26 protein-coding genes, 1 tRNA gene and 1 riboswitch are annotated in these 20,606 nt (G+C 39.1%); of the genes, 8 read left to right on the top strand and 19 right to left on the bottom strand.

The genetic code is table 11. From position 1 onward, the window contains the following. Positions 1–29: 29 nt before the first annotated feature. The 16 genes from NYE38_RS06090 to NYE38_RS06015 form a co-directional block, all read right to left on the bottom strand. Positions 30–257: a hypothetical protein gene (locus NYE38_RS06090; RefSeq protein WP_014417458.1), complete on the bottom strand. Its 228-nt coding sequence runs from the start codon at positions 255–257 to the stop codon at positions 30–32. Continuing rightward, positions 257–838: a hypothetical protein gene (locus NYE38_RS06085; RefSeq protein WP_025649597.1), complete on the bottom strand. Its 582-nt coding sequence runs from the start codon at positions 836–838 to the stop codon at positions 257–259. The genes NYE38_RS06090 and NYE38_RS06085 overlap by 1 nt, the downstream gene beginning before the upstream one ends. A 14-nt stretch (positions 839–852) precedes the next feature. Next, positions 853–1,638: a hypothetical protein gene (locus NYE38_RS06080; protein ID WP_017417541.1), complete on the bottom strand. Its 786-nt coding sequence runs from the start codon at positions 1,636–1,638 to the stop codon at positions 853–855. A 23-nt stretch (positions 1,639–1,661) separates the two neighbouring features. After that, complete coding sequence (locus NYE38_RS06075; RefSeq protein ID WP_017417540.1) at positions 1,662–2,375, bottom strand: hypothetical protein; 714 nt, start codon at positions 2,373–2,375, stop codon at positions 1,662–1,664. Further along, a complete protein-coding gene (locus tag NYE38_RS06070) occupies positions 2,375–2,851 on the bottom strand; it encodes a hypothetical protein (protein WP_017417539.1) in 477 nt (158 codons plus the stop codon). Before NYE38_RS06070 ends, NYE38_RS06075 begins: the two co-directional genes overlap by 1 nt. Positions 2,852–2,878: 27 nt before the next feature. Further along, on the bottom strand, positions 2,879–3,025 hold the full coding sequence (locus tag NYE38_RS06065) for a hypothetical protein (RefSeq protein WP_014417454.1): 147 nt from the start codon (positions 3,023–3,025) through the stop codon (positions 2,879–2,881). A 413-nt stretch (positions 3,026–3,438) separates the two neighbouring features. After that, a complete protein-coding gene (locus tag NYE38_RS06060; RefSeq protein ID WP_014417453.1) occupies positions 3,439–3,657 on the bottom strand; it encodes a helix-turn-helix transcriptional regulator in 219 nt (72 codons plus the stop codon). 327 nt (positions 3,658–3,984) lie between these two features. Continuing rightward, positions 3,985–6,888, bottom strand: coding sequence for a hypothetical protein (locus NYE38_RS06055; RefSeq protein ID WP_025649596.1), 2,904 nt, complete (start codon positions 6,886–6,888; stop codon positions 3,985–3,987). 316 nt (positions 6,889–7,204) lie between these two features. Next, positions 7,205–8,260, bottom strand: a complete 1,056-nt coding sequence (locus NYE38_RS06050; protein WP_017417536.1) for a hypothetical protein — start codon at positions 8,258–8,260, stop codon at positions 7,205–7,207. 9 nt (positions 8,261–8,269) lie between these two features. After that, the gene (locus NYE38_RS06045; protein WP_017417535.1) at positions 8,270–8,782 is read right to left on the bottom strand and encodes a hypothetical protein; all 513 of its coding nucleotides are present in this window, start codon (positions 8,780–8,782) and stop codon (positions 8,270–8,272) included. Beyond that, on the bottom strand, positions 8,779–9,312 hold the full coding sequence (locus NYE38_RS06040; RefSeq protein WP_223255053.1) for a hypothetical protein: 534 nt from the start codon (positions 9,310–9,312) through the stop codon (positions 8,779–8,781). The genes NYE38_RS06045 and NYE38_RS06040 overlap by 4 nt, the downstream gene beginning before the upstream one ends. 8 nt (positions 9,313–9,320) lie before the next feature. After that, positions 9,321–9,503, bottom strand: coding sequence for a hypothetical protein (locus NYE38_RS06035; protein WP_017417533.1), 183 nt, complete (start codon positions 9,501–9,503; stop codon positions 9,321–9,323). 1 nt (position 9,504) lies between these two features. Continuing rightward, a complete protein-coding gene (locus tag NYE38_RS06030; protein WP_017417532.1) occupies positions 9,505–10,422 on the bottom strand; it encodes a hypothetical protein in 918 nt (305 codons plus the stop codon). Positions 10,423–10,522: 100 nt separating this feature from the next. Continuing rightward, positions 10,523–10,657, bottom strand: coding sequence for a lysogeny pheromone AimP family peptide (locus NYE38_RS06025; RefSeq protein ID WP_017417531.1), 135 nt, complete (start codon positions 10,655–10,657; stop codon positions 10,523–10,525). A gap of 36 nt (positions 10,658–10,693) precedes the next feature. Then, positions 10,694–11,656, bottom strand: a complete 963-nt coding sequence (locus NYE38_RS06020) for an AimR family lysis-lysogeny pheromone receptor (RefSeq protein ID WP_017417530.1) — start codon at positions 11,654–11,656, stop codon at positions 10,694–10,696. A 189-nt stretch (positions 11,657–11,845) separates the two neighbouring features. Then, a complete protein-coding gene (locus NYE38_RS06015) occupies positions 11,846–12,070 on the bottom strand; it encodes a helix-turn-helix domain-containing protein (RefSeq protein ID WP_017417529.1) in 225 nt (74 codons plus the stop codon). Between the two features lie 203 nt (positions 12,071–12,273). Between NYE38_RS06015 and NYE38_RS06010 the strand changes: the two genes are divergently transcribed. Continuing rightward, positions 12,274–12,936, top strand: coding sequence for a helix-turn-helix domain-containing protein (locus tag NYE38_RS06010; RefSeq protein ID WP_017417528.1), 663 nt, complete (start codon positions 12,274–12,276; stop codon positions 12,934–12,936). Between the two features lie 21 nt (positions 12,937–12,957). Then, the gene (locus NYE38_RS06005) at positions 12,958–14,088 is read left to right on the top strand and encodes a site-specific integrase (protein WP_017417527.1); all 1,131 of its coding nucleotides are present in this window, start codon (positions 12,958–12,960) and stop codon (positions 14,086–14,088) included. 68 nt (positions 14,089–14,156) lie between these two features. Here the strand turns inward: NYE38_RS06005 and NYE38_RS06000 are convergent. The 3 genes from NYE38_RS06000 to NYE38_RS05990 form a co-directional block, all read right to left on the bottom strand. Then, positions 14,157–14,229 (bottom strand) — tRNA-Val (locus tag NYE38_RS06000). Between the two features lie 139 nt (positions 14,230–14,368). Continuing rightward, the gene (metC, locus tag NYE38_RS05995) at positions 14,369–15,544 is read right to left on the bottom strand and encodes a cystathionine beta-lyase (RefSeq protein ID WP_021495001.1); all 1,176 of its coding nucleotides are present in this window, start codon (positions 15,542–15,544) and stop codon (positions 14,369–14,371) included. Next, on the bottom strand, positions 15,537–16,658 hold the full coding sequence (locus NYE38_RS05990; RefSeq protein WP_021495000.1) for a methionine biosynthesis PLP-dependent protein: 1,122 nt from the start codon (positions 16,656–16,658) through the stop codon (positions 15,537–15,539). Before NYE38_RS05990 ends, metC begins: the two co-directional genes overlap by 8 nt. A gap of 69 nt (positions 16,659–16,727) precedes the next feature. After that, positions 16,728–16,853: riboswitch (SAM riboswitch) on the bottom strand. Between the two features lie 174 nt (positions 16,854–17,027). Between NYE38_RS05990 and NYE38_RS05985 the strand changes: the two genes are divergently transcribed. From NYE38_RS05985 to NYE38_RS05960, 6 genes are all read left to right on the top strand, one after another. Further along, positions 17,028–17,750, top strand: a complete 723-nt coding sequence (locus NYE38_RS05985) for an esterase family protein (RefSeq protein WP_007409075.1) — start codon at positions 17,028–17,030, stop codon at positions 17,748–17,750. 25 nt (positions 17,751–17,775) lie between these two features. Then, positions 17,776–18,291, top strand: a complete 516-nt coding sequence (locus NYE38_RS05980; RefSeq protein ID WP_063636840.1) for a YjcG family protein — start codon at positions 17,776–17,778, stop codon at positions 18,289–18,291. A gap of 4 nt (positions 18,292–18,295) precedes the next feature. Beyond that, a complete protein-coding gene (locus tag NYE38_RS05975) occupies positions 18,296–18,727 on the top strand; it encodes a GNAT family N-acetyltransferase (protein WP_340803036.1) in 432 nt (143 codons plus the stop codon). Between the two features lie 158 nt (positions 18,728–18,885). Continuing rightward, the gene (locus NYE38_RS05970) at positions 18,886–19,119 is read left to right on the top strand and encodes an AbrB/MazE/SpoVT family DNA-binding domain-containing protein (protein ID WP_007409078.1); all 234 of its coding nucleotides are present in this window, start codon (positions 18,886–18,888) and stop codon (positions 19,117–19,119) included. Further along, positions 19,120–19,857 (top strand): ABC transporter ATP-binding protein, encoded by a 738-nt coding sequence (locus NYE38_RS05965; RefSeq protein ID WP_340803038.1) that lies wholly within the window; start codon positions 19,120–19,122, stop codon positions 19,855–19,857. Continuing rightward, complete coding sequence (locus NYE38_RS05960) at positions 19,850–20,572, top strand: ABC transporter permease (RefSeq protein ID WP_022553543.1); 723 nt, start codon at positions 19,850–19,852, stop codon at positions 20,570–20,572. Before NYE38_RS05965 ends, NYE38_RS05960 begins: the two co-directional genes overlap by 8 nt. Positions 20,573–20,606 lie beyond the last annotated feature (34 nt).

Below are 20,606 nucleotides of genomic sequence, written 5' to 3'. Positions count from 1 at the left end.
TCCTCCTTTTAAAAATAAAGAAGACCTTATTAAAGGTCTTCCGTCCAAATATCGTCCCAAATGTCTTTCCAGGCTGGAGAATTATCAGAAGCTGCTGAAAGTGATTCATATGGATGCTCTTCGTCAAAATCCTCTTCAAAGAGCTTTTCAAAATCACTCAGGCTTATGTAATAATTGTCCTCCTCTGAAAGCAGTAAATATGCATCTTCAATACCATCAACCTTTTTAAACTTTCCGCATACATCATGAAAAGTCATTATTCCATCCCCCAAACAATCATTTTAAAACCAGTAATATCAACTGTTCCAGATGCCTTAACTGTCAATAGCAATTTTGGACAAATGAAGGGCAACTGTTTTTGAATTGGATAGTTTGAAACAAATGCAGCATTACTGATTAAAGTTGTGCTGTCACTTGCTGATGTTGATGAATAAAAAGGAATGCTCTTCGGTACTGAATAAGCACTAACTGTAACTTTGCTATTTGCGCTGTCAGTCTGTGTTGTATACAGAGCAACGCCATAAGTTCTAAACACTCCTAAATTCTCAACAAGATCTAATGTGTACGATTTTGTTGCACCAACTGCCACAGTATCATTATCTGTTAACACAGATTCCTCGTATGACTTTTGGATCTGAGTTTTAATAGGAACTGTGTTTCTCACAAGAACTGGAATAGATGATTTGTTTGCAACATTAACATCAAGAGGCTGATCAGTTTTAAGATCAACCTCTAATGGAATAGTTGAATTTTCAATTGATACAGGCGTTATAGGGTTGCCAGTACCATCATCTTTTGCAGAGGTAAGCGTAGTTCCATCTTTATTTAAGAAAGGAATCTTCAACGCCTCCCTTATGCACTTGCGCCGCCAAGATCAACGCTTTGCTTTGGAGACTCAGTAGGTTTCTCACCTTTTGATCCGTCTGCTTTACGTTTAACCCGAATGAAACGCCCAAGAGAATTATCAACTGCAAGCGCTGTGAATTTGATTTCAGGTGTAATTGCGTTGCCGGCTTCAAAGTTTAGCTCTGCTTCACCAGAAGGAGAGATTTTATCGAACTGAATATAAAGATCACTATGGATTGTTTCAGTTTCTGGATCGTACTCTAAAGTGTGATATTCCATCTCATAAGCTTCAGAGAATGTATCAGCCTTAATTTCAACAATTTCACCTTCAGCATCAATTTTATATCGTGCTTTAACTTTCGCACCCTCTTTTGCAAAAGTTGTAGGGAGTTGACCTTCTGTGGATTCAGTTTCCATAAGATAAGACTCTCCTTCGCTATTCTCGAAAGAAACTGCATCAACTGGAGTCTTGCTAAGAGTTACTTTTCCATCTGTCTCAACAGTAAGCGTCTCATCCTCCCATACTTGCACCGTCCCATTTTCAACCTTGACTCCTTGTTGCATGGCCAACCAATCCAAGCTGAAGAAAGCATTTTTGATTGTTCCTGTAATATTCTTGTCGGACTTAATTTGATAAAGGTTTTGGTTTCCCCATCCGCCTTTTAAATAGTCTTCCTGGATACTTTGAGACAGGCTAGTTGTTTGTGCTTCAGCAGTTGCAATAACTTTCCCGTCAGATTTTCTTTTCATAACAACGTTACATACATCATGAATTACTGTCTTTTTACTCATTTATTAAAATTCCACCTTGTTTTTTAATTTGAGAATAATTTCTCTAAGTTTCTTGCTTCTTTCTTAGTTATGTAATTTTTCTCTTCTTCAAATAAATCTATATGTTGACTCCAAGAACCAATGTTTTTGGCAGCTTCCGGACTTACAGTAGAGAGTACAATCGCAGCAGAGCTATTTAAAAAAGCAGCGCCTCTGAAAAAATGAGAGTGAAGTTGGGGAAGCGTTAATTCAAGAACTTCAGCGGATGAATACCCAGTAAATTGAACAACACAACTAACAATATCGGAGAAATCATAATTGTTCTCAGACTGTTTCAACGCTCTACTTTTCTTGTTGAATTTTTCAAGTTCAGAGTTTTTGCTAACCTTTTTTTCTTTTAAACAATGCATATCAAGAATTAACTTGCGGATATCGTAAAAGTTCTTCTCGTCTACAGCTTGGAATGCATCAGGGTTATTAAACACCTTCGCAAACACTCTTTGGTAAGAGGCTCTTAACTGATCCATCACATTAACTATGTCCAACAAAGTTGAAGCGTTAAAATCATTGATCAAGCTATCCAATTGACCAAATTTATTGTTTTCTTGAAATTCAGCTATTATTTCAGATTTTGATTTAACCATTTGAGAGAGATCATTTACGAACTGAGGATAATCTTTAAGTCTAATGAAGTGGCACTCTCCTATATCTGTTGAAATAGGAGTACCTAAAATAAAGAAGTCCTTTGAATATTCCATTATTGTGGAGCTCCAAAGGAAAAGATGAGTTTATAGCCGAGGTATCCATCAGGGGGATTAGCTATCAACATTCTATTGATATTAGCAACCTTACCCACACCAGCAACATTTTTATCGTAAACAATATCAATTAGCCGGTCTATGATCTTGAGACTTCTAGGATCATTGTCTTCAAAATGATCAATATGGGTGTATACGTCAATCATTACATCCTGGGAAGTAATACGCTTATTGTGTGTAGTATAGCCGTTACCAAAGTACATGCAGATCCGACATTGAGGATCATCTTCTTTTAAATCGTTAGATTTAGGAGCTCTAACAATAATTCCTTTGAGGATGTCATCAAAATCATCTCTTTGCTGCACATCTATATTAGCTGGATTACTCAACTCTTTATAATAAGCAAGATTCATTAACTCACTGTCTCTTGAAACGAGCTTGAAAATGCCTATTAAGTCATTTGCTAATTTGCTCATATCATCACCTCCTTCCTAAATGTTTAATTAAAATCTATAAAGAGGCTTACCATTGGCCATCTCTTTTATTTTTTCATTCGCTTTTCTTAATACTTCTGGATCAATATTTTTAACCAACTCTTGAAACTTCTCATTTGGCTCGCCCCATCTTGGTTGTTCTTTTTTATTTTCCATTACCGAGCACCTTCTCTAACATCAAAATCGCTTTACTAGCTCTATACCATCCTTCGCCTTGACAGTAGCATTCCATATCCCATGTATTCTCAAAAAACAAATCGCATTTCTTACAGTAATATCCTGACTTGAGGATTTTCGTATCAGTAACCTTATTTTCTTTCATTTTATTATTCCTCCAATTGTTTTTTCTCATTTAAACACGATTACGGGGGCACTGAGGATGCCCCGCACATAGTCATGTCAAAAGGAGAAACCCCGAACCAAAATGGCTCGGAATAAGAATAAAAATAAAATCAAAGGAGTAAAACTAATGAAACCCCGAAACCATTTATTTAACGTCGCTGGAGTCGGCTTGTACATCTCTTCAACATTGTTTCCGCAATGCTGTTTAATGTAGTAACGACAAAGAATTAGATCACTTTGATTACTCTACGCTTTCCGTTTTCATACTCAGGCTTAGAGTAGACAAAGTCTTTCATTCTTTGAATAAGCTCAGGTGACATATCTGAATCATAATTCAAAAAGGAGCTGATTTTTGACTGAGCACAACCGCATTCTTTCGCAATTTCCGTTTGAGTTAACCTTCTTTTGCGAATATCTAGCCATAGCTTATGTCTATCAATTTCCACTTATAGTCCTCCTTCCATCAATAAATTTTTATTTGAAATAATTATCTAAAATAAGGGGGGCTGATCATAGTGATCAGCATTCTTTGATTATTTAGGAGGAATAACCAAAAGACTATAGATGTCCAAAGTTGAATTAAACAATGTTTGGGTCGAAATTGCATAGTATGGATTTTTGTGATAAATTATAATAACGGAACCGTATAAATAATTATCCATAAATCAATACTTCTTTTTTCTTCCCTAGAAGAAGATTATAGATATCACTATACAACTGGAAAAACCCTTGTATATCAAGGGCTTATCCATCTTCATTTATTTTCTTGTAATTTAAGCGTGACATTTTTTATTTTTACGTTCTTTTCGTTTTCTCAGCTTATTTAACTCTCTTTCCCTATCCTTTTGACACTTATCACACCTAGTTCCCTTTTCGATTTCCCGCTCACAATCAACACATTTAATAGCTCTGCGAATGTTCTTTTTCAAATTCCTTACAATGTTATACCCAAAACAATTGTATAGTGTATCCTTATGCTTAGAGCATTTAGTATTGAATAGATACTCCACCAATATATCTGTTATGTAACTGCTGTCTCTAATACTCAGCAAGGTTTCTCTGATCTCTTTTGTTACATGCCATTCTGCTTCTTGACGAGAAACATTTTGTTTTTTCTGTTGTTTGGCCTTCCAGTGCTTATTACGATCAAGCATTGTATAGACTGTCACAATCATTGTATCTTCAACCTTTTTTTTGCTATAATCTTTGAGTAATTCATCTTTTATTTGCAGGAGAATTCCCTTTGTACCTAATTCCTGTTGCTGCTTCGAATACAACTTGTAGAGTTCATTAAATCGTGTCAATACCTCTTGATCAAGCCCAAGAGTAGCATTCTCATTCTTCAGTTTTGTGTAATCAAATTCTCCCGCCAGCCTCTTAAAGTTCACCCTGTTATTCGGTATTTTTTCACCCAACCGATTAACTACAGAATCATTTCTTGATCTGACGTTCTTTCTTTTCTTGTCTTTTGCGTAAATAAAGAAGTGAGGAACTTTCCTGTTATAAGTCCCTTTCAGGAAACCATTAATTCTTTGACTAACATGTTCAGGACGGGTTGGTTTGTATAAGGTCTTGGCATAATCAATCTCAAAGTTATTTTCCATTGTAAGCCATTTGATCACGTCTAAATCAACCTTATCACTATTCCACACCTTGGTTATGTTATTGCTATATTCACCAATATTTACCTCGAAAGCCAGTTCCAAGCTTTTATAGATGTTCTCGTTATTGATTTCTTGGTTTTCTGCTGTCTTCATTTCATAATAAAGAGGAACGATATCATCATTTTTCATATTTCTTTCTGCTATCTCAACAAAAGTGCTGTCGCTAACTAAAAGTGCTTTATCTCCGTCCACATCAAACTGCAGAAGTCTTGACAAGGCATCTTTAGTGGACGTATACACGCCTTTCGTAATGAACCAGTCTTTAAGATCATCATTTAACTTGTTGATCCTAATGCCATGCTCCCTAGATAGATGAGGAGGCCTCAACACATCTAATTTTTGCTGATTATTAAAAAGCTTACAACTAACCTCTCCGTCATTTAGCAAAACCTTTGGATCAGAATCACCGCAAAACCAATAACCGCAAGCAGCATACAAATCTGGAATAATAAAAGTATAATGAGAGCCTTCTAGCAGAATTTTTCCTGCTTTTGCTTCCTTCACCAAACGCTTTTTATTCTTCTTAATAATCTCCTTTGAATGGTTATCATTAAGCAACTCAGGATAAATCAAATGAGCTTTCTGAAAGTTATTTTTATGGGCATTGCTTTCAACGGCTCCAATAACCTCAAGCATTGATTCTTTATCTTTGTAAAGCGTTTGGATCCTCTTCACTGTGTTTTCTGAAAGCTTATCTAATTCTTCATCTGTCGTGTCGGTTAGTGTCTGGATCATTTGATAATTAAGTTCACTGTTTTTAAATTCATCCTCTTCTTCATTCAGCTTGGCTGCCTGACACTCATACTTCTTAAATTTGGATTTGTAATCATCCCATGAATCATAATGTTTCCAGAGCTTAAACTGACTCTTCGTTAGGATAATTTTAATACCGTCTTTAACAATATCCCATTCCTTGCCGTATATATCTTTAATTTTGGTCTTCCGGCATAATTTAGAATACTCATCAAATGGAAATGGGACTAACATTCCTTTCATAAAAGGGGCTCTAAACATGAATGCACTCTCCGAAAGCTCAGGGAGAATCATTCCACAGCCATCCGTATGATTTATTGGAATAGACTTGTACTCTCTTTTAATTTCGTATGTTTCATCGTTTATGTAATCAACCTCAGTGGACACATCCGTCTCAAAATCATTTACAACTATACACTCATCAATATTAAACCCTTCCCATAATGTACTGGCGCTATTTGATAAGGCAAGGTAAGCGATCCATTTGTTAATGCTCATGCCGCCCTTAGAATTAATTACCTCTTCACTAAGCCCACACATCAGAGTGTTTTTCTTCTTCAGATACGTCTTTTCTTTGATGAATACACCCTTCTTTTGTCTAATTTGTCCTGCTGATGAAGCATAGTAAACGTATTTTTCATTATTAAAATAATAACCATTCTGAACCAAGCTTCTAAAAACGTTATGGTAAAAGGATTCAACTATCATAATCTCCTCAGTGATCTGATCGTAGTCCAATCCAAGTGTTCTAATTAGCACTGAATCAAATAAAGAAATAACCCTTTGTGATCTAACTTCTCCATCTTTTGTTTTAAGCGAATCACCTCTAAGGGTTCTTGTCCCTTTGAAACTTTGTTGCTCTTCAATTAATTCATCTTTCTTTTCGTTAATCCAACAGTTAGTAATTTTTTTAAGACGGTTGATTTTCGCTTTGTTGTATTTGCAGGCCATTAGCTCATCAATATCATTCGAAAGCCTGGACTCACTTTCACCTTTTTTCTTGATATATGTAATTAGCGATTGTTCCAATTCCTTAAAGCTTCTTTCTTCCTCAAAGAGCTTACCAGTTAGATTTAAATGAATATCGGATACATTTGAATCATTCATTTTTGCCACTTTTTTAGCCAACTTCTGCAAAAACTTTTTATAAAGGCGAAGTTGAAGCAAATCTTGATTTAATTTTTCTTCTTTATCATTATAAAAAGCAGATGAATCTAAAGAGTACACGAACACTGATTTAGTTAAATTTTCATTTTTCAATAAGTAATCCTCCAATTGTTTATTCCGAAGAATGATTAACTTGTTAATCATGATGAGAAGATGGACAAAGTTTACTTTGTACATCTAGGCTCTTCTTAATTTCAAATGATCAAAGAACACTTGGGGGATGCTTTAGGTTAATAATCCCTCGCTACGCTCCAAATTATTAACCTTACAGCCAACCATCCCCCAAACCCCCTTCAGACTGGTGTTTCACACTCTTTTTTCTATGTAATACTTAAACTCAAAAATTTGACGGTTTAATGTTCCTATTGTGTTTCTTGTTTATACTATAGGAAGTTTAAACCGTTACTTTTTATAGACCACTTGGCAAAGACTGCGCTATATCATAGGATAGATCATCTTGGGCTTCCATCTGTTCAATTTCATCGCTTATACTCTCAGCGTCCTCATTTATAAGGAGGTCAATTAGCTTTTTGAAGTCACGAATGTAATTTTCACTGATTCTATAATTGTTTTCTCTAAATATTGAATACGACTTTTTGTGTCTACCTTCCGCATTTTTCAATAACTTTGAACAAGCTGTATGATTCAGTTTCTCCTTATAGTCAACCCGCTCAATTTCTTTCAACAGAAAACCAATGAGCTCCTCACACTCATTTTCAATGTATTTATCATTTGCGGTGATGTCATAAGCAGCAAAGTAATATTTGAGATTGCTACATTCTTTTAATAGAGTCTCCGATCTCCGTTTAAATTCATTCCAGTGCCTTGATACACGCACATGACTTAATTCTTTATAACCAAGCTCATCAAGCACTTTTTTCTCGCATGCCATAATCATTTTCTTCTCGGCCGAGGACGCTTTACGTGGTCTGAATTTCCCCTTTTCACAAACCTTAGTAATAACGTCATACATGATTAGCCTTTTCTCAACTAACTTGTTTAGGGCTTGTACAACCGCTTTCTTGAAGCTATTATTGCTACTATCGTAAAAATCTTTCACAATTTCTGTATCCGTGTTTGCATATCTAGCTAGAGACTTTCTTTTTTCAAAGCAATACTTATAATTTTGATTAACCAAGCTCACTGATTTTATTAATCGTCCTTTACTTATAGACATGTTTCCATTCTTGCTTTGGGCAAGCATATCCAATATAAGGAGCTGTAACAGTTCACTATAAACAGTGTTATTCCCCTGCCGTTTCATTTTTTGAAGAGGCTGCTCAAAGACTTCCTCTATAATTATGGAATGACCAACTTTGCTATATGTACAGTACCGTTCTAGTTCTTTAAACTGCGCTTTTCGACTATCCCCTGAACGTTTTACTTCTAGCCCAAGTTCTCTGCAAAGCACTTTATAATTCTTGAACGTTTTTCCTGATGTTAAAACCTCAATTTTTATAAGCATTCTCTCCTTTTAAATTAAATTCAAGTATTCTGACGGCTTACTGTTTTCAATAGCTGTAACAATCGGCGCTCTGTTTTCATTTGTTTCAAGTTTGCACCACAGTTGCTCCCCACTCTCCACATTCCTACCGTTAAACTTCGATATATCAGCGTAAGCTTCCGGACAATATGAAGAAGATAGCTTGATTAAACCGGTATCAAATCGTTCTGTAACAGTCATTTGATGAAAACCGTTAGATGAGAATTTATCCAGGTTCTCAAGCATTATTCTTATGTCATTTTTTAAATTTTCCGTTGATTTTCTGTATGTAACTTTCTTGCAAACACCATCACGCAATATGTAAGGCAGCCCAATAACCACTGAATCATATGGTTGAGGACTAATAACCTCTGCTATGTGACCATTCGTGCTAAGTATTGCATTATGTTTTTGGTTATAATAAAGCGACTTATCTTCTCTGATCCGTTTAAATCCGTTTGCTGATGCTGCTAAGTCGATACGCACACTTCTTCTTGCTGTCATCTATTACTCTCCTTTTTGAATATTAGAGTAATCTCATTGCCAATTAGATTTTGAAAAACACTAATAAATTTTCTTATCCCTTCACCCTCATATCCCTTTCTCACTGGAATATAAAATACATGCTCATCAATTTCTCTACTCTCCAAGTATGGCGACTCTTCTAGGATATTGTTCCATAGTTCATTCTTAATAGCCTTAACTCTTTCCCAGTAGTCATTTGTAATTGTTTCTTCTACATATTCCATGACTATACAGTCATCAATTATGTAATCCACAGTATAGCCAGAAACTTTTTTCATATGTTCGTAGTATTGTCCATCAAGCATTCCACTGATAACAATGTCTAATACAGTTCTGTTTTCACCTTTAATCAATTGTTTTAAGTCTTCAATTTCTCGTTTCAATACAACCTTTTTTCGTTCGAGTTCGAGTGCATTTCTTGGCTCTAATTCATATACCTCATCAATTTGTTTTTGCAAAACCTTGAGGGAACATTGTTTTTCTTCAAGGTGTTTCTTATGCGAATTCATCAGAGCGCTCATCTCTCCCCTTTATTGTCAGGATGATTAGAGATCAACCGTTTTACTTCGGTGATTTGTTCCTTTAATTCCTCACGTCTCAGAACTAGAATGTCATGGTCTACTAGTTTTTCTTCAACAGCTTTTAAATTTATTTCAGCCTCTTTAAGCTCATCCTGTAGATCAAAAATATCTTCCGTCACATTAAACCACCTCAATAATATTATTTTTATTCGTAATTTTTCTCATTTCTTTGCACCAGGATTCCACATGCCCGATTACAGAATCAAGATTGTTCATTATAATTTGATTGTCACTCATATTCCTAATGGCCTTTGCATACTTTACAGGCGCTAAACTACCTTTTAGTAGTTTTTCAATCTCCCAAACCATTTCAGAAAGCTCTGAAGTGGCCTCAACTTGTCTCCCTAGATCATCCTGTTCTCTTGTTACGGCCTTTAATTTGTTTGTTAGCTCCTCGTATTCTTTTACTTTCACATCACTGCTTTCAAGTTGTTGCTCTAAGATCATTTTTTGTTTTGATAAGTTTTCATATTTTTTATTTTTGTACTCTAATTCTTTTTTTAATGTGTCTATTTGTTTGTAGTCAGTGTTATCAATGACTTTTTCAACAACTGTCCTGTTCTTCTTTTCTTGGCTTAATTCATAACTAAGATTCTTATTATCCTCTTCAGCTTTCCTCAACTTAGCTTCAAGCTCTTTGTATTCCTTTAATGTCTTGACTTCACCTTTTAGGACTGCTTCCTTAGCTTGTTTCTTTGACTCTGTTGATTCTGATGAAGGTTTAGCTATTTCATATGTTAGAGAAACAGGTAGGTCTTCTATTAATTCTTGATTGTGACAATTTGTCACAATCAATTCATATCGTTGTATTAACCTATTAACTGCCTTTCTATTAATTCCTATAGACATACACCATTCCTCAAAACACCCGTACCCATTCATAGCGAGCATTTCTTGCGCTTCCTTCAGCTCTCTTCCTAGCTCGGTATAAGCCTTGCCTACAATCTCACGCATGTTGAATTCTTTCTGTTTCAGAAATTCAGCTGTTGATTGATCGACTAAATCATATTTGAACTCTGTTGATAATTCGTTTGTCATAACATTTCTCCTTTTATTCACTTATTTTATTTTTATCCTAAAAATATGTAATGAGAAGGAGTGAACGAATCGCTCACCCCTTCAAATGGATATGTAATGCTTACGCACCACGTCCAAAACCTGCTACATGGAATGTTCCTTCCCCTGATGCGCTATGAATAGTTGTTTGTTGACCTGCAACGAAACCAACAGCCAATGAAGCTACGATAGTAAGACCGATAAATACTTTTTTCATATAGTTTTCACCTCCTTTCAAGTGATATCGCGCGATTTAAAGGGCAAGTAAATCCAAAATCTGCTCGTCCTCACCCATTTCCCTTAATTTATCCAAAGGTAAGCGTACGCTGTATAGATCGCCGGACAGCTTAAAGTGTTTTATAGACTCATAAAAGAATCTCTTATCTTCATAAGCTAGTCCTTTTAGATAAAAATGAATGCCAAAGTCATTATGAATATTCGGTTGCTGCTCTAAGTTCTCCAATATTTCTTTAGCCTGTTGCAAGTTGTTTTTTTTGATGTGATAATGTGCAATTTCTTGGATATCTGTAACTTCATTTGAATCAGGGTTTAGCCAAAAGTTCTCTTGATTCCAATGGTTTTCCAAGAAACAAAGGCTTCTAGTTAGCTGTAATTTTGCCAAGGGGTTATTCTCAGTATGTTTTAAACCGGCCAGGTAATATTCTTTTGCTTTTTCATAATCATCAAGCAAATAAGTGTTACCCAAAGTTAGATAGCTATAAGCGACAAGCCTATCAATATTCGTTACATTAATGCCGTATGAGCAATAAAAACGAGCTTGAGTCATTTTATTCTGACTGAATGCTGAAGCGCCCAACAAAGCCATCAGACGGTTATAAAAGGAGCTTTTAATCTGTTCATTGTTTTCAATAAAATCAAGATCAACAACTGTCGACATTTCTGCAAGATTTGAGTATTCAGCCATTCTAAGGTAGTAATACAACGGAATTATGTAAGTGAATACACGCATTTCTTGAGACTTGGGATCAAGCTTCCCAATTGCTTTAAGCGCCTGATGTGCGTTTATTTCGCCTCTGTCTTGCTTACGTTTGATCTGATACATTGCTGCCCATTCACGTTCAATCGAACAGCTACTGTTGATTAATTGATCAATTAATGCGTCAGTTTGTTCATACTGTTCATTAATATCTGACATTTCAAGACGTACCTTTGCATCTACTTCTGGTTTCTTAGCTTCTCTCTCTTTTGCTATCATCCGAATAACCCCCTGTAGTGTGTCACTAATTCAGAGCAACAGACAGTGGCGATGTCACCACTAACCCGAATCTGAATATAGGATCTCTTTTAGTTCACACAGAACATATGATCTCATTATAGTTCATCCTCCAGTTTTATGGAACAAGTTATGTATTGCGATTATGTATTGCGGTGTTGCTGTTATGTCCTATTGAGCGATTTGTTGCTCACCGTACCACCATTTTTTGAAACCTTCTGTTGGTACTTTGATTCTGTTTTTCCCTACCCGCACTGCGTGAAATTTCCCACTCTTACAAAGGGCATATGCTGTATCTCTTCCAGCCCCAGTAATTTTGCGAATATCTTGAACATCAAGCGCAACCTTTTTGAAGATTTCTTCCAGTTGCTCTTGGTTTAGTTCCTCTTGGTTCATCCGTCCACCTCTCTTCTGTTTCCTGTTTAACCCTTTCCTTTTCGGGTTAATCCAATCATAAACCACACTCATTAATATTTCAATACTTTTCATGAAAGTTTTTTTATTTTTATTAAAGTTTTATCGTAATCCATAAGAAAATAATAAATATATTCTTTTTATTCACCATATGTTATGATTATTTTTGAGGTGACATTATAATCATGGATAATAATATTAAGATTGATGAAGAAAACAAGTTAGGATCAGTGGTCAAATACTATAGGAAGAAAAAGAAGATCAATTCTCAAGAGCTATCAAAATCGTTAGGTAAGTCCGGAGCGTACATTAGTCAAATTGAAAATGGACACAACAAGAATCCGGATTACAACACATTATTAGAACTATTTAGAAAGCTCGGAATCGCAGAAGAGAATTTAGAAATGTACTTAGAAGCTCTTGGTTTTAAGTCTCCTGAAAAAATAGCAGCTGAAAAGGCAGCAGAAGAAGCCTGGATCGAACGGGAAATTGAGTTAATGAATGATCCTGAGTACCAAAAACACTTACTTGAACAAGCTGAAGCTATACGAATCCAAGAGCAACATGCAAGCTATGATGAAATGATAAATAAAAAAATAAATGAGATTAAAAACGACCTTGATTGGTACTATACGATAAATCCTAGTGAATTCGGCACAGTCATCGAAAATCTTCATAAGCTGATGTTATCAATGGGAGATTCCCCTGATAACTTCCGATTTCTAGTTTCTTTATTCCGTAAAGATATAACAAAGTTCAATAAAGACGCTAAGGAACATGTTATCAGTGCATTAAAAGAAGGTTACGAAAAAAGCAATACCGGGTGGGGAGAGCGCCCTAGCTGGTAAAAATAAAAAGGAGAACGATTAATGGCATCAGTAAAAAAAGATAAGAGAAACGGCAATTGGTACTATGTGTTTGATATAGGGAAAGACGAGAACGGCAGACGGAAGCAGCGTAAACGAAGTGGGTTCAAGTTAAAGAAAGATGCAGAAGAAGCATTAAGAGAAGATCTCCAGTTATATCACTCTGGGGATCTTCTTAAAGATAATGATTCAACCTTCAAGGAATTGGTTGAGTATTGGCTTAACATCAAAACTCCAGATGTAAGCAACCAAACTCTAAAGGTTTATCATTATAATTTGAAAAATCATATACTCCCCGCCTTTGGAAGCATGAAACTAAGCGATATAACAACTCAAAAGGTACAAGCATTTATAACAAGGTTAGTTAATGCCGGCTTATCAGCTGCCACAATAAAGAAGATATATCACGTACTCAACAATGTAATGAAAACAGCTGTCCAAGATGAGTTTATTAAAAAGAACCCAGTTGAAAAAGTTAGGAAGCCATCAGTTAAGCGTAAAGAAGTTGAAGTTTGGTCAGCGGAACAGATGTCTTTATTCCTGGATCACACTAAAAACAGTCGTTACTATATCGCATTTTGGTTAGCGATTTCTTTCGGGCTTAGACAAGGTGAAATTTTAGGTTTACGTTTTAAGGATATAGACTTCAATAATGGTGTTTTGAGAATTGTTCAAACATTAGAACACTCTGGCGGCCAAACAAAATACGGTGGAAAATCATCGACAAGCACACGCACCATCGACTTATCAGAACATGATATCCATATACTGAAGAAACAACGAAGCCGTGTACTGAAAGAGAAGAACTTATGCGGAGGGCTCTATACAGACCGAGATTTAGTTGTATGTACAGATACAGGGAATGCAATCAATCCAAGAAACCTTTTAAGACAGTTCAAAGCTTATTTAAAGCAGCTTGATTTACCTGATATCCCATTCCATAACCTTAGACACTCTCATGCATCCTTACTGTTAACAAAGTTTCATCCTAAAGTTGTTCAAGAAAGGTTAGGACATAAAGATATCCAGGTTACACTTAACACCTATTCACATTTAATGCCAAACATGCAGAAGGATGCTTCCACATTTATCAGTGGCATCTTACAAGGCAAACAAAAAGAGGAATCACATTAAATTGTGACTCCTCTTTTTTGTGACTCCAGTGTGACACGAGTAAGTGTCCAACACGCTGAAACCCTTGATGATTCCGACTGGGCTCGAACCAGCGACCTCTACCCTGTCAAGGTAGCGCTCTCCCAGCTGAGCTACGGAATCATGATATGTATGTGTTGCTGGGTATGTTGTTGTCTCTCTGACATTTATAATTATATATCCTGATTTCTCATTCGTCAACACTTTTTTTATCTAAAATAAAAAAAAGGGCGCGTCGCAAAATTGACGGCGCCCTTTTCGTTTATGATCTCACTTGGGCGGGGGTTATTTTTTTCAATGCCTGTTCGAAGTCCCGTTCTAAATCTTCGGCGTTTTCGACTCCGACGCTCAGGCGCAGAAGGCCGTCTGTGATGCCGCGTTTCTCCCTCTCTGCTTTCGGCATGGCGGCATGCGACATGGCTGCAGGGTATGAGAGAATGGACTCGACGGCGCCGAGGCTGACGGCAAATACCGGAAGCGATACGTTTTCGACCAGCTTTTTGACGGCTTCTTTGCTTTCCAATTCAAAGGACAGGACGGCGCCCGCTCCGCTCGCTTGACGTTTATGGGTATCGGCTCCCGGGTGTCCGGCAAGGCCGGGATAGTAAACGTTTTTGACGGCGGGATGCCCGTCAAAATAGGCAGCCAGCCGCTCAGCCGTCCGGCTCGCTTTTTCCAGTCTGACCTGCAATGTTTTTAAGCCGCGCAGCACGAGCCAGCAATCTTGCACGCCAAGGACGGCGCCGAACGAGTTTTGCAGCTTATACAGCTGATTGCCGAGCTCTTCATCTTTTACGGCGGCAAGGCCTGACAGCACATCACTGTGTCCGCTCAGGAATTTTGTTGCGCTGTGAAGCACAATATCAACGCCGAGATCAAGCGGACGCTGCAGTGCAGGTGTCATGAATGTATTATCCAGAAAGGTCAGACAGCCGTTTTCTTTTGCAAGCTGGACAACCGCTTTAATATCAGTAATTCCAAGTGTAGGATTTGACGGTGTCTCCATATAAATGACCTTTGTGTTCGGCTGGATATTCCGCGCCACTTCGTTGATATCCGTCATATCGACAAAGGTATGTTCGATCCCGAAACGGGAGAGAACCTCAGTCACCATGCGGAATGTTCCGCCGTACACATCCTCCGTGACGAGGACATGGTCGCCTTGGGATAAGAGCAGAAATGCCGTCGAAATCGCCGCCATACCGGAGCTGAAAGCAAAACCTCTCGTTCCGCCTTCAAGACCTGCGATCGTTTCTTCAAGCGCTGTTCTTGTCGGTGTGCCTGAGCGGCTGTAGTCATATGTCCCGAATTCTTCAAATGAAGACTGATGGAATGTGGAAGCATGCTGGATCGGCACGCTGACGGCTCCGGTGGCTCCGTCTGTTTTAAATGGATTGTGCACAAGCTGGGTTTCCAGCGTCCAATTGTGATTACTCATATGATACGGCCCCCTCTTTTACTTGCTGTAATGCCTGCTTGACATCCCGCTTCAAATCTTCTGCATGTTCAATGCCCACTGAAAAACGCAGCAGACGGTTGCAGACACCGTTTGCGATACGGATGTCTTCCGGAATATCCATGTGCGTCTGTGTCGCGGGGTATGTAATAAAGCTTTCCACCCCGCCGAGACTTTCTGCGAAACAGATCGTTTTCAGCGCCTTTAAAAACGGATTGACCCATTCCTCTTTTTGCAGCCGGAAAGACAGCATCCCGCCTTTTCCGGGATATAACACGTCGGCGATTTCTTCTTCCTGTTCTAAAAATTCTGCAAGTTCACGGGCGTTTTCTTCATGACGGCGCATTCTGAGTGCGAGTGTTTTCATCCCTCTCATTAAAAGCCACGAATCAAACGGCGAAAGAACCGCTCCGATCGCATTTTGGTGATTAAACATGATCTCGCCGAGCTCTTCATCCTTAACGACAGCCAGACCGGCAAGGAGATCATTGTGCCCCGCTAAATATTTTGTGGCGCTGTGAATGACGATGTCCGCTCCCAGTTCAAGCGGGCGCTGTAGCACCGGGGTATAAAACGTATTATCCACAATTAAAAGCAGGCCGGCTTCTTTCGTAATCCTGGCGATTTTTTCAATGTCCGCCTCCTGCATTAACGGGTTTGTCGGTGTTTCAACAAATACCGCTTTCGTGTTCTCCGTTATTTTGGAGCGTAAACAGTCTTCATCGCTGAAATCATCGTAAATAAAGCTTAAGCCGTATTTTCTCCATTCGTTTTCAAACAAACGGTACGTACCTCCGTATAAATCGGAGGATACAATCAATTCATCCCCGCTTTTAAATAAAGCCATAATGGTTTGAATGGCTGCCATTCCCGAGCTGAAGGCAAATCCTCTCGCACCGTTTTCCAACACGGCGATGGCATCTTCGACGAGCTGGCGTGTCGGGTTTTTCGTGCGCACGTAATCAAAACCTGTAGATTCTCCTATTCCTCTATGGCGGTAAGCGGTGGACAGATAAATCGGCGGACTGACCGTTCCCGTTGCTTCTTCGCTTCTATTTCCGATTTGGGCTAATTTTGTATCAACATGCTGCGTCATCAGTAAGCACCATCCTTTTTCAAAAATAAAAAAGCCCCCTCTTCATAAGAAGAAGGAGCTTTTCTCTTCCTCTTATCTTCCAAGCATGTGAATCGCTTGCTGGATTTAGCACCTTGGCACTTTGCCTTCCCGCGGCAAAGCAAACCGGTTGCTGAGGTTTCAAAGGGCCAGTCCCTCCACCTCTCGTGATAAGAATATTGTTTTGTATTTTCTGATTGTTCTATATTAACGCACAATAAAATGGATTTCAACAACTTTTTATTTATCTGAACTCTCGCAAGAAGTGCACCTGAAAAAAGAAATTTCTAATAATTCATGGTACAATAGGAAAAAACCATCAAGACAAGAAGCGGCCTGGAGGAATGCGAAGTGGCATCGAAAAACGGAATCATTCATGAGAAAAAACTTTTCTCCCATGAGCTTGAAGAGGAAATGACCGTTTTGGTCTACCTGCCCGCCACCTTCTCCCCCCTGTATAAATATCATACGGTCATCGCTCAGGACGGCCATGATTATTTCAGATTAGGGAGAATCGGGCGGCAGGCGGAAGAGCTTATGTCAAAAGGGGAAATTGACCGCTGCATCATTATCGGCGTCCCTTATAAAAATGTGCGGGAGCGAAGAAACACATACCATCCAGAAGGCTCTAAGTTCGCCTCATATAAGCGGTTTATCGCCAATGAGCTCGTTCCTTTTATCGACAAAGAATACCCGACTTATCAAGTCGGATACGGCCGCACCATGATCGGGGATTCCCTCGGCGGAACCGTTTCGCTCATGACGGCGATTGACTATCCGAACATGTTTGGAAACGTCATCATGCAGTCTCCGTATGTTGACGGGCACGTGCTGGATGCCGTCCGGCAGTCGGAGGATCTCAAACAGATTTCCGTTTATCATCAAATCGGAGAAAAAGAAACCGGCGTTCACACGACGGACGGCCAGGTTCTTGATTTCACCGCGCCGAACGAAGAGCTCAAACAGCTGCTAGAAAGCAAACAGTCCGAATACACGTATGAAACCTTCGACGGGGATCATAAATGGACCTACTGGCAGCCGCTCATCACGCCGGCGCTGAAAAAAATGCTGTAACCATTCATTTAAGGAGGGAACTTTCATGAAATACGGTATTGTTTTATTTCCATCAAAAAAATTACAGGATCTCGCAAATTCGTACCGGAAACGCTACGACCCGAGCTACGCGCTCATTCCGCCGCATCTGACGGTAAGAGATCCGTTTGAAGCGACAGAACAGGAAATCGAGCAGGTCGTATCACAGCTGAGACAGACGGCGAAAGAGTCGCATCCGCTCGTTCTGAAAATCACAAAATACAGCTCGTTTTCTCCTGTGAATAATGTGATATATATGAAAGCAGAACCGACGGAGGAATTAAAATCTCTGAGTGAGAAATGCTACTCAGGAACATTATCCGGCGAGCCGGAATACAGCTTCGTTCCGCATGTCACGGTCGGCCAGAAGCTGTCGTCAGATGAACATTCCGACGTACTCGGACAGCTGAAAATGCAGGACATTTCCCACGAAGAAGTCATCGACCGTTTTCACCTGCTCTATCAGCTGGATAACGGCTCATGGACTGTGTACGAAACATTTTTATTAGGCGGAGGAGAATAACTGCTTGGAATCCATCATCGCAAAAACTGAAAAACAGCTAAACGACGCTTTTTTCGTCAGAAAAGAGGTCTTTGTTAAAGAACAGCACGTTCCGGAAGAAGAAGAGATTGATCAATTCGAGGACACGTCAGAACATATAGTCATATATGACGGCGGCCAGCCGGTCGGAGCCGGCAGATGGCGCATAAAAGACGGGCATGGAAAATTAGAACGCATCTGCGTGATGAAAAGCCATCGTTCTTTAGGCGTCGGAGCCGTCATTATGCAGGCGCTTGAAAAAGCGGCGGCAGCCAAGGGCGCCGACAGCTTTCTCTTACATGCGCAGACGCAGGCGGTTCCGTTTTACGAAAAACAAGGATACCGCGTTACATCCGGCGAAGAATTTCCAGATGCGGGCATCCCCCATCTGGAAATGGTAAAGGAACACAAACGATAAAATCAAAAGCACTCCTGTTTATAGCAGGAGTGCTTTTTTTATGAAAATAATACTATTTCATGAATTTTATTGCATTTTATGGAAGGTTAATGTATGTTTAGTATACGAAGTATTACAATTCATACAAAAAATACAATTCATATTTCGGAGGGATAAACATGACGGCACCAAAAGGAAAGCATATATTCGGGACTGTTAAAGTGGGCACAAAAGGACAGATTGTCATTCCTAAAGAAGCAAGAGATGTTTTCGATATAAATCCGGGGGATTCTCTGCTTATGCTTGGGGATGACCAGCAAGGTATCGCACTTGTTAAACAAGAACTCTTTTTCGAGTTTGCAAAAGATATTTTAAACGCTAAGCAAATCGATGAAGATAGCGAGGATGAGTAAATGCATGCGATTGAGCTGAAGCAATTAACGAAACATTATAAAGAAACCGCCGCCGTTGACCGTCTTAAGTTCTCAGTTGAGAAAGGGGAATTTTTCGCTTTACTCGGTGAGAACGGAGCCGGAAAAACGACATTAATCAGTATGCTTTGCGGACTTCTTTCTCCGGATGACGGTGATGCATCAGTGCTTGGACACAGTATTTTGACTGATTTGGATAAAATAAAACCGAAATTGAATATGTCCCCGCAGGAAACAGCCATCGCTCCTCATCTAACCGTACGGGAAAACTTAGAGTTTATAGCCGGAGTCTACGGAATTCCGAAAAAAGAAGCAAAAAAAAGAACGGATGAGATGCTCGAATTGTTTCAATTAAAAGAGAAAGAAAGAGCAAAAACAAAAACATTATCAGGAGGAATGCAGCGCCGCCTCAGCATCGCAATGGGAATGATCACCAAGCCGGATATTTATTTCTTAGATGAACCGACATTAGGACTGGACGTCCGTTCACGCCGCGAGTTGTGGAAAAATCTTGAGGTATTAAAGGGAGACATGACGATTATATTAACGACACACTATTTAGAAGAGGCTGAAGCCCTGGCAGATCGTATTTGCATTTTAGAAAATGGGACTTTAAAAGCACTGGGCACGGCGGAGGCTCTGAAAATGCAAACTCATTCAGCCACATTTGAAGATGCCTTTTTAGCGATTTGTGACGGGGAGGCGGGTCTTTATGCTTGATTTCGCCATTCGCAACCGCAAAGAAATTTTTCGTGACCCCCTGTCTATTATCCTTGGAATCGCACTGCCTGTTATTCTATTGTTTCTGTTTACGGCGATTGAAAAAAATGCGCCGCTTGATACCTTTAAAATTCAGCACTTAGCACCCGGACTCATTGTTTTCGGTTTTGCTTTCCTTACGATGTTCTCTGCATTGCTGATCGCAAAAGACAAACAGACCGCCCTTTTGACCCGTTTGTTTGCTTCCCCTTTAAAAACAGCCGATTATGTCATCGGTTACGCAATGCCGATGCTGCCGTTAGCCATTTTACAAATCGTCATTTGTTTTATCGCAGCAGCGGCTGCCGGTTTATCCGCCGAGTGGATGAATCTTCTCGCAGGTATCGCTGTCTTGCTGCCGATTGCGATGATGTCCGTTTTCTTCGGTTTATGTTTAGGGGCTGTGTTTACGGACAAACAAATTTCAGGTATCGGAACGATTTATATTACACTCGTGCAATTTCTGGGCGGGGCTTGGATGGAGGTGAGCCTGCTCGGTGACACATTCAAACATATCGCTTATGCCTTACCGTTTATTCACTCGATCGAGCTGGCCCAGGAAGTCATATCCGGAGATTATTCTTCATTTCATCAGCATATTTGGCCGATAGCGGGATATACCGTTTTGGCGCTTGCACTTGCTTTCCTCAGTTTTATGAAAATCAGGAAGAAATAAAAAAAGCCGGCACTCCGTAATGGGAGCGCCGGTC

This window comes from Bacillus sp. EU63 (assembly GCF_038592915.1).
GTDB classification, from domain to species: domain Bacteria; phylum Bacillota; class Bacilli; order Bacillales; family Bacillaceae; genus Bacillus; species Bacillus velezensis.
Note: the sequence above shows the minus strand (reverse complement) of the source record. Positions and strands in the feature narration are given on the sequence as shown.